The organism is Bradyrhizobium sp. HKCCYLS2038 (assembly GCF_051167655.1).
Classification (GTDB): Bacteria; Pseudomonadota; Alphaproteobacteria; order Rhizobiales; family Xanthobacteraceae; genus Bradyrhizobium.
Genome location: NZ_JBNPTM010000015.1, coordinates 19550 through 33749, shown reverse-complemented (window position 1 = coordinate 33749; position 14200 = coordinate 19550). Strand labels below are relative to the sequence as shown.

Annotated in this window: 16 protein-coding genes; 13 read left to right on the top strand and 3 right to left on the bottom strand. The window is 62.5% G+C overall.

Features of this window, described 5'->3' with window-relative positions; genetic code table 11:
- The first annotated feature begins 20 nt into the window (after positions 1 to 20).
- Both ACQR1I_RS34915 and ACQR1I_RS34910 read left to right on the top strand, forming a co-directional pair.
- A complete protein-coding gene (locus ACQR1I_RS34915; protein ID WP_434871057.1) occupies positions 21 to 554 on the top strand; it encodes a CopG family transcriptional regulator in 534 nt (177 codons plus the stop codon).
- 43 nt (positions 555 to 597) lie between these two features.
- The gene (locus ACQR1I_RS34910) at positions 598 to 1968 is read left to right on the top strand and encodes an MFS transporter (RefSeq protein WP_434871066.1); all 1371 of its coding nucleotides are present in this window, start codon (positions 598 to 600) and stop codon (positions 1966 to 1968) included.
- Positions 1969 to 2023: 55 nt separating this feature from the next.
- Here ACQR1I_RS34910 and ACQR1I_RS34905 read toward each other — a convergent pair whose 3' ends face one another.
- Entirely contained in the window at positions 2024 to 2647 is a 624-nt protein-coding gene (locus ACQR1I_RS34905) for a DsbA family oxidoreductase (protein ID WP_434871056.1), read from the bottom strand.
- Between the two features lie 86 nt (positions 2648 to 2733).
- Entirely contained in the window at positions 2734 to 3354 is a 621-nt protein-coding gene (locus tag ACQR1I_RS34900) for an FMN-dependent NADH-azoreductase (RefSeq protein WP_434871055.1), read from the bottom strand.
- 141 nt (positions 3355 to 3495) lie between these two features.
- Here ACQR1I_RS34900 and ACQR1I_RS34895 point away from each other — a divergent pair, with 141 nt between their 5' ends.
- From ACQR1I_RS34895 to ACQR1I_RS34845, 11 genes are all read left to right on the top strand, one after another.
- Positions 3496 to 3819, top strand: coding sequence for a winged helix-turn-helix transcriptional regulator (locus ACQR1I_RS34895; RefSeq protein WP_434871065.1), 324 nt, complete (start codon positions 3496 to 3498; stop codon positions 3817 to 3819).
- A 649-nt stretch (positions 3820 to 4468) separates the two neighbouring features.
- A complete protein-coding gene (trbB, locus tag ACQR1I_RS34890) occupies positions 4469 to 5386 on the top strand; it encodes a P-type conjugative transfer ATPase TrbB (protein ID WP_434871064.1) in 918 nt (305 codons plus the stop codon).
- The gene (locus ACQR1I_RS34885; protein ID WP_434871054.1) at positions 5386 to 5712 is read left to right on the top strand and encodes a TrbC/VirB2 family protein; all 327 of its coding nucleotides are present in this window, start codon (positions 5386 to 5388) and stop codon (positions 5710 to 5712) included. The genes trbB and ACQR1I_RS34885 overlap by 1 nt, the downstream gene beginning before the upstream one ends.
- Positions 5712 to 5975, top strand: a complete 264-nt coding sequence (locus ACQR1I_RS34880) for a VirB3 family type IV secretion system protein (RefSeq protein ID WP_434871053.1) — start codon at positions 5712 to 5714, stop codon at positions 5973 to 5975. The genes ACQR1I_RS34885 and ACQR1I_RS34880 overlap by 1 nt, the downstream gene beginning before the upstream one ends.
- A gap of 8 nt (positions 5976 to 5983) precedes the next feature.
- On the top strand, positions 5984 to 8425 hold the full coding sequence (gene trbE / locus ACQR1I_RS34875; RefSeq protein WP_434871052.1) for a conjugal transfer protein TrbE: 2442 nt from the start codon (positions 5984 to 5986) through the stop codon (positions 8423 to 8425).
- On the top strand, positions 8422 to 9150 hold the full coding sequence (gene trbJ / locus ACQR1I_RS34870) for a P-type conjugative transfer protein TrbJ (RefSeq protein ID WP_434871051.1): 729 nt from the start codon (positions 8422 to 8424) through the stop codon (positions 9148 to 9150). Before trbE ends, trbJ begins: the two co-directional genes overlap by 4 nt.
- Positions 9151 to 9202: 52 nt before the next feature.
- Positions 9203 to 10426: a P-type conjugative transfer protein TrbL gene (gene trbL / locus ACQR1I_RS34865; protein WP_434871050.1), complete on the top strand. Its 1224-nt coding sequence runs from the start codon at positions 9203 to 9205 to the stop codon at positions 10424 to 10426.
- Between the two features lies 1 nt (position 10427).
- A complete protein-coding gene (gene trbF, locus ACQR1I_RS34860; RefSeq protein ID WP_434871049.1) occupies positions 10428 to 11111 on the top strand; it encodes a conjugal transfer protein TrbF in 684 nt (227 codons plus the stop codon).
- A gap of 17 nt (positions 11112 to 11128) precedes the next feature.
- Positions 11129 to 12076 carry a P-type conjugative transfer protein TrbG gene (trbG, locus tag ACQR1I_RS34855; protein WP_434871063.1) on the top strand — a complete coding sequence of 316 codons (948 nt, stop codon included), beginning with the start codon at positions 11129 to 11131 and terminating at the stop codon, positions 12074 to 12076.
- The gene (locus ACQR1I_RS34850; RefSeq protein WP_434871048.1) at positions 12073 to 13278 is read left to right on the top strand and encodes a TrbI/VirB10 family protein; all 1206 of its coding nucleotides are present in this window, start codon (positions 12073 to 12075) and stop codon (positions 13276 to 13278) included. The genes trbG and ACQR1I_RS34850 overlap by 4 nt, the downstream gene beginning before the upstream one ends.
- A gap of 2 nt (positions 13279 to 13280) precedes the next feature.
- Positions 13281 to 13502, top strand: coding sequence for a DUF2274 domain-containing protein (locus ACQR1I_RS34845; protein WP_434871047.1), 222 nt, complete (start codon positions 13281 to 13283; stop codon positions 13500 to 13502).
- Between the two features lie 233 nt (positions 13503 to 13735).
- Here ACQR1I_RS34845 and ACQR1I_RS34840 read toward each other — a convergent pair whose 3' ends face one another.
- Positions 13736 to 14023 (bottom strand): DUF1330 domain-containing protein, encoded by a 288-nt coding sequence (locus ACQR1I_RS34840; RefSeq protein ID WP_434871046.1) that lies wholly within the window; start codon positions 14021 to 14023, stop codon positions 13736 to 13738.
- Between the last annotated feature and the right edge of the window lie 177 nt (positions 14024 to 14200).

Genomic DNA, 14200 nt, shown 5'->3' with positions numbered 1-14200 from the left:
GACCAAATAGGGTCCGTACGATGAAGAAAAAGATCACGCTGCAGCTTTCCGACGAGATCCTCGGTCGCTTGAAGAGGGCGACTGAGGAGCGATGTGTCAACCGCGCCGTTCTGATCGAAAAAGCCTTGGAGCGCTTTCTCGCCGAGCCCACGGAATCTGTGCCGCAGCAGGATCGCCTTGGTGGCTTGGCGCGGCAACTCGAGAGCATCAAGTGCGATCTCAGGGCGCTCAATGACACCGTCGCTCTCCATGCTCGCTATCATCTGGCGTTGACGTCGCTCGGCCGAGATGGCGGTGCTGGAGTGAGCTCCGCCGCGCCCGTCGACGGCTGTCAGACGCGTCACGACGGCGAAGATGAGACCCGCGAGCAGGCGAGGGTTGCAGGTTCTGGAGGTCAACATCAGCAAGACGAGGACTTGCCGTTCGGAGCTCCAGCCCGCCATACACGATCGGCTCTAGGAGCTGCTCCGACCACAGAAGTGTCCTGGGGGATGCCGGCCGCCCAGGAGGGCGGCGAGGATCCCTTTCGCCTTGCGTCTGAAGGGATGCGCTGAGCAATCCAGGACCATCGATCCGGGTCGTCCCGTGCCGGACTTCATGTTCGGTCGGAAGGCTGCCGAAGCGAGGACGGGCAGCTCTGCTGGGATTCCCGGTTGGCTCGTTGTTGCTCTCGTGTTCATGCCGTTCGCAGCGGGCTATTTCCTGTCTTACCTGTTCCGGACGATCAATGGCGTGGTCTCCGAACGCCTGGCCGCCGAGCTTAGCCTGAATGCCGCAGACCTCGGTCTGATCACAGCGGTCTATTTCCTGGTGCTTGCGGCCGTCCAAATTCCGGTCGGGATGATGCTCGATCGTTACGGACCGCGGCGCGTTCAGAGTGCGCTGCTCGTGGTCGCAACATTGGGTGCGGCCGGGTTCGCGCGGTCGACGGGACCAATCTCGTTGATGACATCGCGCGCCGTGATTGGGCTGGGCGTCGCGGCAGCGCTGACCGCTGGGCTGAAGGCCATCGTTCTCTGGTTTCCGCGCGAGCGCGTGGCCCTCGTCAACGGCTACATGGTCATGCTCGGTGCGCTCGGCGCCGTCGCTGCGACCTTGCCGGCAGAAGCGGTTCTGGCTCGGACCGGATGGCGCGATATGTTCGACATCCTGGCGGTCGCCACGGCAGGCACTGCTGTCCTGATTTACTTCCTGGTCCCCGAACGCGAAAACGATGCAGCTTCCGCACCGGCTGGAGGTGGCCTGCGGAGTATCTTGACCGACCGACGCTTCTGGAAGGTCGCGCCGTTGTCGGGAGCATGCATTGGATCGGCCTGGTCGATGCAAGGGCTCTGGGCGCCGGCGTGGTTGACCGAAGTGGAGGGCATGACCCGAAGCCAAGTGGTGACGGCGCTCTGTGCCACGGCGATCATGCTCAGCCTCGGCGCGTGGTTGCTCGGCACCCTGGCCAATTGGACACGCAAGAAGGGGATCAGGTCCGAGACATTGCTGGCAATCGTAGGCGGACTGTTCATCCTGGCTCAGCTGGCTTTGGTCTTCCGGCTACCCGTGCCTCCGATTGTTCCCTGGTTGATGATCGCGATCGTGGGCGCAGCGACCGTGCTGAGCTTTGCGATCATCTCAGACTACTTTCCGAAGGAGATGGCCGGGCGCGCCAACGGCGTATTGAACGTCGTGCACTTTGGATGGGGGTTTCTGGCCCAATATGGGACCGGCCTGTTGCTGGCGCAGTGGGCGCAGCATGACGGTCACTATCCAATCTTCGCATATCAGGTGGCTTTCGGTGTGAACGTCGCGCTGCAGTTCGCGGCACTGGTTTGGTTCGCAAGTTCGCGTGGGAAGCGAGCGGTGGAGCCGTCCAGCCTGCAGCTCGGTCTGGATGGTAACGAGCTAAGCGGACCCGACGCCGCGTCTTTCCAGGAGCATCCAATTCTGATCAGCGATCACGCCACGTCGGGTGCATGGTAGACTGAGAATCTACGTGTTTTGTTGTGATGGCGAGCCCATAGCCGGACGCGCCGGGTCAAGCAGCCTGACGGATGGCCGATCCAATCTCGTCTTCGCTGCGTCCCCCGTTTATGGCGATGCGCCCGCCGAAGACGAAGTGAGGAACTGATCTGACCCCGGCCGCCGTCGATCGGGCCGCCTCCTGCTCGACACGTCCGTGTTGCTCCGGATCGAGCGCGATCGCGCGGGCTTCTTCGCGTTCGAACCCATAGGCTACTGCGATATCCGCGAGGACATCGATGTCTGAGATGTTCTTAGCTTGCAGAAAATGGGCATCGGTGATCGCGACCGCGAGCTGATGCTGCGTACCCCGTGCTCGCGCCGCAAGGATCAACCCGTGCGCCGGCTGCGTCCTGTAAGTCCACAGCTGGCGGCTCAGGTCCAGGTCAAGGCCGGACGCTCGCGCTTCCGCCTCAGGCCGGGCGAACGACCCCTTAGGGTCCGTCACGCCGTAACGTGAGAGGAGAAGATCGGGAATATAGAGGCCCTCAGCCGGCGCATCGGGAAGCAAAAGGACCGGATGTTGGCGGATATCTACGTCCAGCAGAGGGAAACGTTCAGCCAGGACCTTGTCGAGACGGTGATGCCCGATAATGCACCAGGGACAGGTGATCTCGGTGTAGAGATCAATTTGCAACATTTTGTTATCCCTCTGATTGTTGAGCCGACGACCTTGGGACTTTGAGTACATTCGCGCTCGCATCTTGCGCAGTCGGTCGGCTGCCTTTAGGCGGCCTTTTCCAAGACCGAGCGAACCTGGGCTTCGGTGGCGGCGATGGCGGCCTTGGCAGCCTCAGGCCCGAAGACGGTACCTTCCACGCGGACAATTTCGATGTCGGTCAGGCCGATGAAGCCCAAAAGGTGGCGCAGATAGCCCGTCTGGAAATCAAAGGCAGCCCAGTCGCCGTCCGAGAAGACACCGCCTGCGGCAGTGACGAGATAGACCTTCTTGCCGTTCAGTAATCCTTGCGGGCGGCCCGCTTCGCTGTAACCAAAAGTCACGCCCGGCCAAGTGATATGATCGAACCAGGCCTTGAGCTGCGACGACGGGCCGAAATTGATCATGCCCGAACCCAAGACGATCACGTCGGCCGTCTTCACCTCATCGACGAGCTTCTGGGCAAGGCCGACCGCCTTGACCTGCTCGGGCGTGCGCGCCTCGGGAGCAATAACGCGGCCGAGGATGTAGGCCTGCGCGATATGCGGCAGCGGGTTGGCCGCCAGATCGCGCGTCAAAAGGGTACCGCCCAAGCGATCCTTCAAGCCTTCAGCGATCTCGGTCGCGAAGCGGGTGGAAAGGCTCTCGGCGCCACGAGGGCTCGATGTAACGAGAAGAATTTGGGTCATGACTGCTCCGACGTAAATTGGGTAGTAACATCTTGTTACCAACCCTATTAAGGTGACCGCCCAGTCCCTCGCAAGAAGGCACTCGAATGACACTCGGTGACATTGATTTTCCTACCCCCGGGCAAAGGTGATGACTGCCGGATGGTCCGTGAAATCCTGGATCTCGTCGGCGACAAATGGAGCCTGTACGTCATCGCAACGCTCAAAGAGGGACCAGTTCGGTTCAACGAGCTGCGGCGTCAGATCGACGGCATTTCACAGCGCATGCTGACGATCACCTTGCGCGGACTGGAACGGGACGGTTTGGTGAAACGGACATTGTTTCCCACGATCCCGCCACGCGTCGATTACGAGCTGACGGAGGTAGGACGCACGCTTCTTGCGCCCGTCATGGCGCTCGTGACGTGGGCGAACACCAATCAGGAGAACATCCAAGAGGCTCGCGTCCGCTATGATGCAAGCTAGTGTTTGCCGCGAGCCAGGGTGGGCACGCAATTAGATGACCCGAAATAGCCCTTATCTTCAAGGGTGTCATGCCGCGTGATATCGGGTCCGGTTTCGAGCGGGGTGTCGAATACGTGAACCCGAGAGTTGGCCGTCGGGTCGATCGGACGCGATTACATCGCCGGATTTTCCGCGTTCGCTTGATACGGTTGTCAACGCGCTACTCAAGCGTCTGAGTGCCGACTCTTGTTGCCCCGTTCGCCTGCTACCGAACGATGAGACCACGAGCGATGATGGAATCGAACATCGGATGAGCCTGGGCGACGAGCCCATTGCCATGAGCGAATGAAGAAAGCTTCGAAGACCTGGGCCTTGCTCGACTGAACGAAACCTTTCCAGCCGGCTTTCGATGCCCGAAGCGCACCTGCGCGAATTCGTCCCTGCGACGAAGCCAGACTCGACCATCCACACGATCATGCGTCGGCGTGGAGCTATGGGAATCTACGCTTTCCTACGCCAGAACACGAACGGAACGCAGCGGTCCTTGCTCCATACTTGCTTCCGCATTCTTTGATCATCCGGTCACGCAGAGCCGATATTCGCGCTCTCAGGATCGGAGAACGGGGTGGTCGAAGGTCTTCAGACGCAGTTGGTCTCGCGCGGCACGCGCATGCTGCGGACGGCTTTGGGATCGGCCATCGCGCAGCTTCTCGATGATCAGAGTGTCGTCGAGGTGATGCTCAATCCGGACGGCAGGCTTTGGGCCGATCGTCTCGCGTCTGGGTTGGCGGACACAGGTGAAACGCTTCCGGCAGCTGACGGCGAGCGGATCATCCGCCTTGTCGCGCACCATGTCGGGCTAGAAGTCCATGCAGGTGCGCCTCGCGTCTCCGCCGAATTGCCCGGGACGGGAGAACGCTTCGAGGGCTTGCTGCCGCCCGTCGTCTCCGCCCCGACCTTTGCGATCCGCAAACCTGCCGTCGCGGTGTTCACGCTCGACGATTACGTTGCCTCTGGAATCATGAATCCAGCGCAAGCTAGCAGCTTGCGGCAAGCGGTGCTCGATCGCTGCAACATCTTGGTGGCCGGCGGCACGTCGACCGGCAAGACCACACTGACCAACGCACTGCTAGCCGTTGTCGCCGAAACCTCAGACCGCGTCGTTTTGATCGAGGACACCCGCGAACTGCAGTGCCGCGCACCCAATCTCGTGGCGCTTCGAACCAAGGATGGCGTTGCGTCCCTATCCGACCTGGTCCGATCGTCGCTCCGGCTGCGTCCCGATCGCATTCCGATCGGCGAGGTGCGCGGCCCTGAAGCGCTCGATCTTCTGAAGGCCTGGGGCACCGGCCATCCCGGTGGCATCGGCACGATCCATGCGGGGTCGGCACTCGGCGCGCTCCGGCGGCTTGAGCAGTTGATTCAGGAGGCGGTCGTGACGGTGCCGCGCGCTCTGATCGCGGAGACCATTGATGTCATCGCTGTACTCACAGGACGCGGCCAGGAACGACGCTTGAGCGAGCTTGTCCGCGTCGAAGGGCTCGCGTCGGTCGAAGACTACCTTCTCGTGCCCTTGGAGGATCAGTGATGGTGAAGTGGACGGAACGGCATCTTGCTGGAGCGAACTGGGTGACCTTAGCGGCCCCGATTCTACTGGCGTCTCCTGCCTGGGCCGCGGGTTCGAACATGCCCTGGGAGCAACCCCTCAATCAGATTCTGCTCTCCGTCGAGGGGCCGGTCGCCAAGATCATTGCGGTGATCATCATCATCACGACCGGGCTCTCTTTGGCTTTCGGTGAAACTTCGGGCGGCTTCCGGCGGCTGATCCAGATCGTGTTCGGCCTGTCCATCGCCTTTGCGGCGTCGAGCTTCTTCCTGTCGTTCTTCGCCTTCGGTGGCGGGGTGGTGATCTGATGGATGAAGACGTGAAAGGCTTCGTCGCTCCGGTTCACCGCTCCCTGACCGAGCCTATCCTGCTCGGCGGCGCGCCGCGCTCGGTTGCAATCGTCAATGGCACGTTGTCGGCCGCGCTCGGGCTGGGGCTCCGGCTCTGGTTCTTCGGCCTGCTGCTCTGGTTCGTCGGCCACATGATCGCGGTCTGGGCCACGAAGCGTGATCCGTCCTTCATCGAAGTCGTGCGCCGTCACCTGCGTATTCCCGGTCATCTCGGTCAGTGAGTAGAGCTATGTTCAATCTCGCCGAATATCGCCGCACCAACATCCGGCTTGCAGATTTCCTGCCCTGGGCCGCGCTGGTTGACGAAGGTGTCGTCCTCAACAAGGACGGCTCGCTGCAACGGACGGCGCGCTTCCGGGGACCTGATCTGGAGAGCTCCGTGGCCTCCGAACTCGTTGCTGTGGCGGCTCGTCTTAACAACGCGCTGCGGCGGCTCGGATCGGGCTGGGCGATCTTCGTCGAGGCACAGCGGCATTCGGCGGGAGCTTATCCGCCTTGCATGTTTCCGGACGCGGCGTCCGCGTTGGTGGATGCCGAACGCAAGGCGCAGTTCGAGGAGGAGGGCGCTCATTACGAGTCGAGCTACTACCTGACCTTTCTGTTCCTGCCGCCACGGGAAGACGTCGCTCGTTCCGAGCGCGTGATTTACGAGGGCAGATCGCAATCGGACGGCGTCAACGGCCGGGAGATCCTGCGTAGCTTCATCGACCGTACCGACCGCATCATCCAGCTGATTGCCAGCTTCATGCCCGAATGCGGTTGGCTCGGTGACGAGGCGGTGCTGAGCTATCTGCATTCGACGATTTCGACGCAGCGTCAGCGGGTCCGGGTTCCAGAAATCCCGATGCATCTGGATGGGCTGCTCGCAGACCAGCCGCTGACCTGCGGCCTTGAGCCTATGCTCGGATCGGTCCATCTGCGGATCCTCACCATCATCGGTTTCCCGTCGGCGACCACGCCGGGGATTCTCGACGATCTGAACAGGCTTGCCCTTCCCTACCGCTGGTCGACGCGCGCGATCATGCTGGACAAGCGGGATGCCGTGAAGCTCATCACGCGCATTCGCCGACAATGGTTCGCCAAGCGCAAATCGCTCGCGGCGATCCTGAAGGAGGTCATGACCAACGAGGCGGCGAGCCTCGTCGACACGGATGCGCACAACAAGGCAGTCGATGCCGATGCAGCGCTGCAGAACTTGGGATCCGACGACGTTGGCCAAGCCTATGTCACGGCGACGGTGACCGTCTGGGATGCCGATCCGGGACGGGCGGACGACAAGCTGCGGCAGGTCGAGAAGGTCATCCAGGGCCGCGACTTCACCTGCCTGGCGGAGAGCGTGAACGCCGTCGAAGCCTGGCTGGGGGGCCTCCCAGGCCATGTTTATGCCAATGTCCGACAGCCGCCGCTGTCGACGTTGAACCTGGTCCATATGATCCCTCTATCTGCGGTCTGGGCCGGCGAGACGCGCGATCATCATCTCAAGGCGCCGCCGCTGTTGTTCGGCCGGACGGAAGGCGCGACGCCGTTCCGGTTCTCGCTGCATGTCGGTGACGTCGGCCATACGCTGGTGGTGGGCCCGACCGGGGCGGGCAAGTCGGTGCTGCTGGCGTTGATGGCCCTGCAGTTTCGTCGCTATCCCAGTGCACAGATCTTCGCGTTCGACTTCGGTGGCTCCATGCGGGTCGCGACGCTCGCTATGGGCGGGGATTGGCACGATCTCGGTGGTGCGCTGTCGGCGGAGACGGAGGCCGCCGTCGCGCTGCAGCCCTTGGCGGGCATCGACGACATCGGGGAGCGCGCCTGGTCCGTCGATTGGATCACGAGCATCCTGGTGCACGAGAAGATTGTCGTGACGCCGGAGGCCAAGGAGCATCTCTGGTCCGCCCTGACCTCGTTGGCATCGGCGCCGGTGGCGGAACGTACGCTCACCGGGCTTTCAGTGTTGCTGCAGTCCAACAGCCTGAAGCGTGCGCTCAAGCCGTATTGTCTCGATGGCGCACATGGCCGTCTGCTGGATGCCGATCACGAGGCGCTCGGCGACGGATCGGTGCAGGCCTTCGAAACCGAGGGGGTGATCGGGACAGCCGCAGCGCCCGCGGTGCTGGCTTATCTCTTCCATCGGATCGCCCAGCGCCTCGACGGCCGTCCAACGCTGCTGATCATCGACGAGGGCTGGCTGGCGCTGGATGATGCCGACTTCGCTGGCCAGTTGCGGGAATGGCTGAAGACCCTGCGCAAGAAGAACGCCTCGGTCGTTTTCGCGACCCAGTCTCTGTCCGACATCAATGGTTCGCCGATCGCGCCTGCCATCATCGAGAGCTGCCCGACACGGATCCTGCTTCCCAATGAGAGGGCCATCGAGCCGCAGATCACAGCGATCTATCGCCGCTTCGGGCTGAACGATCGCCAGATCGAGCTGTTGAGCCGCGCCGTGCCGAAGCGTGACTATTACTGCCAGTCGCGCCGCGGCAATCGCATGTTCGAGCTTGGGCTGGGGGAAGTCGGGCTTGCGTTTGCTGCCGTCTCGTCAAAGGCCGATCAGGCCGCCGTTGCGGAAGTGTTTGCGGCAGCCGGGAAGGAGGGATTTGTCGCGGCGTGGCTCCGCCACCGCAATGTCGGCTGGGCCGCCGACCTCATTCCGAGCCTTGAGAACTTGGAGACCCGGCCATGAGGCGGATGTATCGTGTGGTGGCGTCCGCAGTGGCCGTTGTTCTGGCAATTGCGGCGCCGGCGCGAGCGCAACTCGTGGTCTTCGATCCGAACAATTACGCCCAGAACGTCCTGACAGCCGCGCGCGAGTTGCAGCAGATCAACAATCAGATCCTGTCGCTGCAGAACCAGGCACAGATGCTGATCAACCAGGCGAAGAACTTGGCGAGCCTGCCCTATTCCTCGCTGGCGCAGTTGCAGCAGTCGATCCAGCGTACCCAGGATCTCCTCAGGCGGGCTCAGCGGCTGGCCTATGACGTCCAGCAGATCGACCGCGCATTCTCGACGACTTACGCGCCAGCGACCGGCAACACGTCCAATCAGGATCTCGTCGGCAATGCGCAGGCGCGCTGGCAGACGTCGGTCGCCGCCTTGCAGGATGCGCTTAAGGTTCAGGCCGGCGTGGTTGGCAACCTCGATGCGGTCAAGAGCCAGTCGGCGGCACTGGTCGCGGCCAGTCAGGGCGCGAGCGGCGCGCTGCAGGTGACCCAGGCCGGGAATCAGATCCTGGCGCTGCACGCGCAGCAGCTTGCCGATCTCACGGCCGCGGTGGCCGCGCAGGGGCGGGCCCAGAGCCTCGATACCGCACAGCGCGCGGCGGCCCAGGACCAGGGCCGCGAGCAGCTCCGGCGCTTCCTCGCGCCGGGACAGGGCTACCAGCCCTCCAGCGTGCAGATGTTCCACTGAGGATGAAGCTCTGATCTGCGGGAGCTCGGCTGTCGCTTGAGGGAGATTGGCCATGGCCGGAACCGGTATCATCGATCAGTTCCTGGAAGCCTTTACGCGATCGATCGATAGCGGCTTCGGGCTGCTCGGCGGCGAGGTCGGCTATCTCGCGACGACGCTGGTCGCGATCGACGTGACCCTGGCAGCGCTGTTCTGGGCCTGGGGCAGCGAGGACGACATCATTGCGCGCCTCGTGCGAAAGACCCTGTTCGTCGGTGTCTTCGCCTATCTCATCGGCAACTGGAATAGCCTGGCGCGTATCGTCTTCGAGAGCTTCGCTGCCCTTGGCTTGAAAGCCTCTGGGTCTGCGCTGTCGACTACCGACTTTCTGCGGCCGGGGAAAATCGCGCAAGTCGGCCTCGATGCCGGGCGGCCGCTGCTGCAGGCGATATCGAGCCTGATGGGCTATGTCGGCTTCTTCGAGAACTTCGTGCAGATCGCGGTTCTCCTGTTTGCCTGGCTGGTAGTGTTGCTGGCCTTCTTCATCCTCGCCATCCAGCTCTTCGTGACCCTGATCGAGTTCAAGCTGACGACGCTCGCAGGCTTCGTGCTGATCCCGTTCGGTCTGTTCGGCAAGACAGCCTTCGCGGCCGAGCGGGTGCTTGGGAATGTCATCTCCTCCGGCATCAAGGTGCTGGTGCTCGCGGTCATCTCCGGCGTCGGCTCCACGCTCTTTGCGCAGCTGACGCAAGCGGGCGGAGGCGATCCGCCGACCATCGACAGCGCGATGGCGCTGGTGCTGGGATCACTGTCGCTGCTTGGTTTGGGGCTGTTCGGGCCAGGCATTGCGAATGGCTTGGTGTCCGGCGGCCCGCAGCTCGGCGCCGGCAGCGCGGTCGGTGCGTCCTTGGCGGCCGGTGGTCTCGCTGTGGCAGGCGTTGGGCTTGCCGCGGGAGCCGCAGGCTTCGCCGGCGGCGCCATCTCCGGCTCAACGCGAGCCGCGGCATCGCTTCGTGACGGCGCGTCCAGTGTCTTACGCCGTGGCGCAGCTGGAGCTGACGAGGCGAGTGGGACCGCAAGTCCATTGCGCGAGAGGGGCTCTGCACAGAACGGCCAAGCAGATCCCTCTCCGCCGGTCGAGGGGAATGGCTCAGCCGCTGCCTCTCCCCGCTGGGCACAACGCATCAAGGCGGCGCGTGCCGTTCACCAGGGGGCGTCCACAACCACGCAAGCGGTGCGCAATGCCGAGCAGGGCGGCCACGGCAGCTCCGTCGATCTCTCCGAGGGGAAATCCTGACATGTTCAAGCGTCCATCCGTCCACTATGGCCGCACACCCGAGCCGGTCACGCCCTATCAGAAGGCAGCGCAAGTCTGGGAAGAGCGCATTGGCTCGGCCCGCGTGCAGGCCAAGAACTGGCGGCTGATGGCGTTGGGCTGCCTGGGCCTCGCCGCAGGTCTTGCGTCCGCGTTGATCTGGCAGTCTACGCGCGGAACGGTGACGCCCTGGGTGGTCGAGGTCGGTCATCTCGGCGAGGTCCAACGAGTCGCGCCAGCGATCGCCGATTACAAGCCGACTGACCCGCAGGTCGCGTTTCATCTCGCCCGCTTCATCGAAGATGTTAGAGGGCTGCCAGCGGACGGGATCGTCCTGCGCCAGAACTGGCTGCGTGCGTATGATTTCACGACCGATCGCGGCGCCGCTGCGCTCAACGACTACGCCCGCTCAAATGATCCGTTCACGAAGCTCGGCAAATCCCAGGTTTCCATCGAGGTATCCAGCGTCATCCGGGCCTCGCCAGATAGTTTCCGGGTCGCCTGGGTGGAACGCCGGTACGAGAACGGCGCGCTAAGCGCAACGGAGCGCTGGACTGCGATCCTGACGATCGTGCTCGCGATGCCCGACAACGCCGATCGGCTGCGCAAGAACCCGCTCGGTGTCTACGTCCAAGCCATCAACTGGTCGAAGGAGTTGTCGCAGTGAATAGGCAGATCGCTGGGTTGTCGCGCGCGCGATGGACGATCGTGCTTGCGACTATTGTTCCGCTTGCCGGCTGCGTGACGACTGCGCCGCCCAAAATCAGCTATGACAGCGACGTACCGCCGTTGCCGGCACCGGCTCCGGCCATGGATGACAGGCCCAAACCGCTTCATCTGCCGCCGCCATGGAAGGTGTCTCTGGGTGGCCGAACGGGCGCCAAGGAGGACTCGGACCCGCTCGATCGCGTCGAGACAGCCAACAGCGCTGCAAGGGTCGAGCCGCGGAAGCGGGGGTACTTCAATGCGGCGCAGATCTATGCCTACAGTCCGGGCGCGCTGTACCAGGTCTACGCGGCGCCTGGGCAGATCACCGACATCATGCTCGAGGGGGGCGAGCAGCTTACGGGCTCCGGTCCGGTCTCGGCCGGCGACACCGTCCGCTGGGTGGTCGGTGATACCGAGAGCGGAGTGGGTGAGACGCGACGCGTCCACATCCTCGTCAAGCCGACGCGGGCTGCAATCGAGACCAATCTCGTCGTCAATACTGACCGGCGGACCTATCTGATCGAGCTGCGATCTCGCGAGAAGCCGTATATGCCGGCCGTCGCCTGGTACTATCCGCAGAATGCCGAAACGCGGGCCCGGCAAGCGGTGCTGAGGCCGGAGCTGCCTGAGCCGTCGCAGCGGCGCCTGCGATATCGGATCGAGGGTGACGATCCGCCGTGGAAGCCGGTCAATGCCTATGACGACGGGCGAAAGGTCTACATCGAGTTCGCTCGCGGCATCGTTCAGGGTGAATTGCCGCCGCTGTTCGTCATCGGCCCGGATGGTGCGCCGGAGATCGTCAACTACCGGACCTTCCGCAATTTGATCATCGTCGATCGCCTGTTTGCCGCTGCAGAATTGCGCTTGGGCGGTGAACAGCAGCAGAAGGTCCGGATCATCCGAACCGATGGAGCGACCCCATGACGGGCGCGGATGACACGGCTTCGGTTAAGCAGGAAACGTCCGCTGCCGATCAGCGCACCAAGGAGCTGCGACTCAAGGGTGATCCGCCACAGATCACGCGGCTGTCCCGTAAGGTCCTGGCGGGCGGGAGCGCGCTGGCGCTCCTCGTGATCGGCGGCACCTTCATCTGGGCGCTGCAGGCCAACAAGCCGCGCCAATCCAGGGCGGACGAGCTCTACAGCACCGATCACCACGACGTGGCCGATGGCGTGTCTGCGCTGCCGCGCGATTATGCGAGCTTGGGCAAGGACACCCCTGTTCTCGGCCCACCGCTGCCAGGCGATCTCGGCCGGCCGATCCTGGCGTCGCAAGGTCAGGCAACGCCCGTCACACCGGATCCGGATCAGCAGCGCCGAGAGCAGGAGACGGAAGCTGCGCGTGTCAGCCGGCTGTTTGCCACGACCAATGCGCGCGACAGCCAGCCGCCGGCCAGTACAGTTCAGGGCGGCGACCGGCCTGGGATGACGCCAAATCCGGATGAGTTCCTCACCCAGAATGGTCAGGAGCGCAAGCTCGCCTTCGTCAACGCTCCGGTTGATCGCCGTACCACCAGTCCGGACCGGGTCACGCGGCCAGCGTCTCCATTCGTTGTCCAAGCCGGCACCGTCTTACCCGGCGCTTTGATCACGGGGATTCGCTCAGACCTACCTGGACAGATCACGGCTCAGGTGACCGAGAACGTCTTCGACACTCCTTCGGGACGCACTTTGCTAGTTCCGCAGGGAGCTCGCCTCATCGGTACGTACGATAGCCAGGTGACGACCGGCCAAACGCGTGTGCTCCTGGTCTGGACGAGACTGATCATGCCCAATGGCCGCTCGATCGTTCTCGAGCGGCAGCAGGGCGCCGATGCAGGCGGCTATTCCGGGCTCTCTGACGAGGTCGACAATCACTGGAAGCAACTCATCGGCTCCGCATTGCTCTCGAGCCTGCTGTCGCTGGGCAGTGAAGTCAATGCTGGAGCGAATGCAAACACGAACAATGCAGGTATCATCCAGGCGTTGCGGCAGGGCTTTGGTAACGCGATGAGCCAGACCGGCCAGCAGCTCGTGCGCCAGCAGATGAACATTCAGCCGACATTGACGGTGAGGCCTGGGTTTCCGGTGCGGGTGATCGTCACTCGCGACCTCGTGCTTGAGCCGTATCGTGGATCGGATCAATAGCAATGAAGCTAAAAATTACGGCTTTGCCCGACGAAAAGCCAATAAAGCTGACAATTGAATTTCCCGCGGCTGTGTACCGCGACTTGAAAGTCTACGCAGAGATCGTTGCCCGCGAGTCCGGTCAAGTTTCGGGAAACCTGGAAGCGCTCGTTGTCGCGATGGTGGCCCGCTTTATGGCAACTGACCGTGCATTTCTAGGACGTAAAAGAAAACACGTCAGCTGAAGCGGCCGCGCATCTAGCACGGGAAAGAAATCCGAACGGATAGCTAACGTCTGATTTTGATAGACGGCCAGAATGTGCCACACCCACAATGCAGTTTGAGATCGGGTTCAAGAACTCGATCTCGCGAAGCGATTCAGAAGCGCCTCAGGATTGGCGCAGAGCCGAGGCAATCGATGAGCAAATTGCCTCGGTCGCTTCATCTTCGGGCTAGAGTGGCGAGCCAAAATTGCAGGCTATACGCCCGGAAATGCCCAGACATTCATGGTCGCAATTCCTTCGCGGAGCTTTTTGACGGGCACATACTCCGGCGAATTCCACAGAGCTTGGATCGCTTGCATATCAGGAAATTGAAACATGACGACGGGTCGTTGATCTGGCTCACCCTCCAAAACCTCGACTTTGGCCCCTCTTGCGGCGAGGGTTCCGCCAAAGCGATCGAAAAGCGGCACAACCGCCTGCACGTACTTTTGGAACTGGGCTGCGTCCTTAACGGTGCTCTGGGCGACGAAGTAGGCAGGCATGATCGAACCTCTCAAGCGCTAACGATGGAAGCGGTACTGGAAAGCCGATGGGCTTTTGAGCATCACCGGGGCTCCTTTGGAAGGAATACAAAGCGTGGGCCGACTTCTTACAGCCATCCGCCAACGCTTGTAAGTCAATAAGCAAGTAGCCACCGTATTGGCAATCAAAAATTTTTG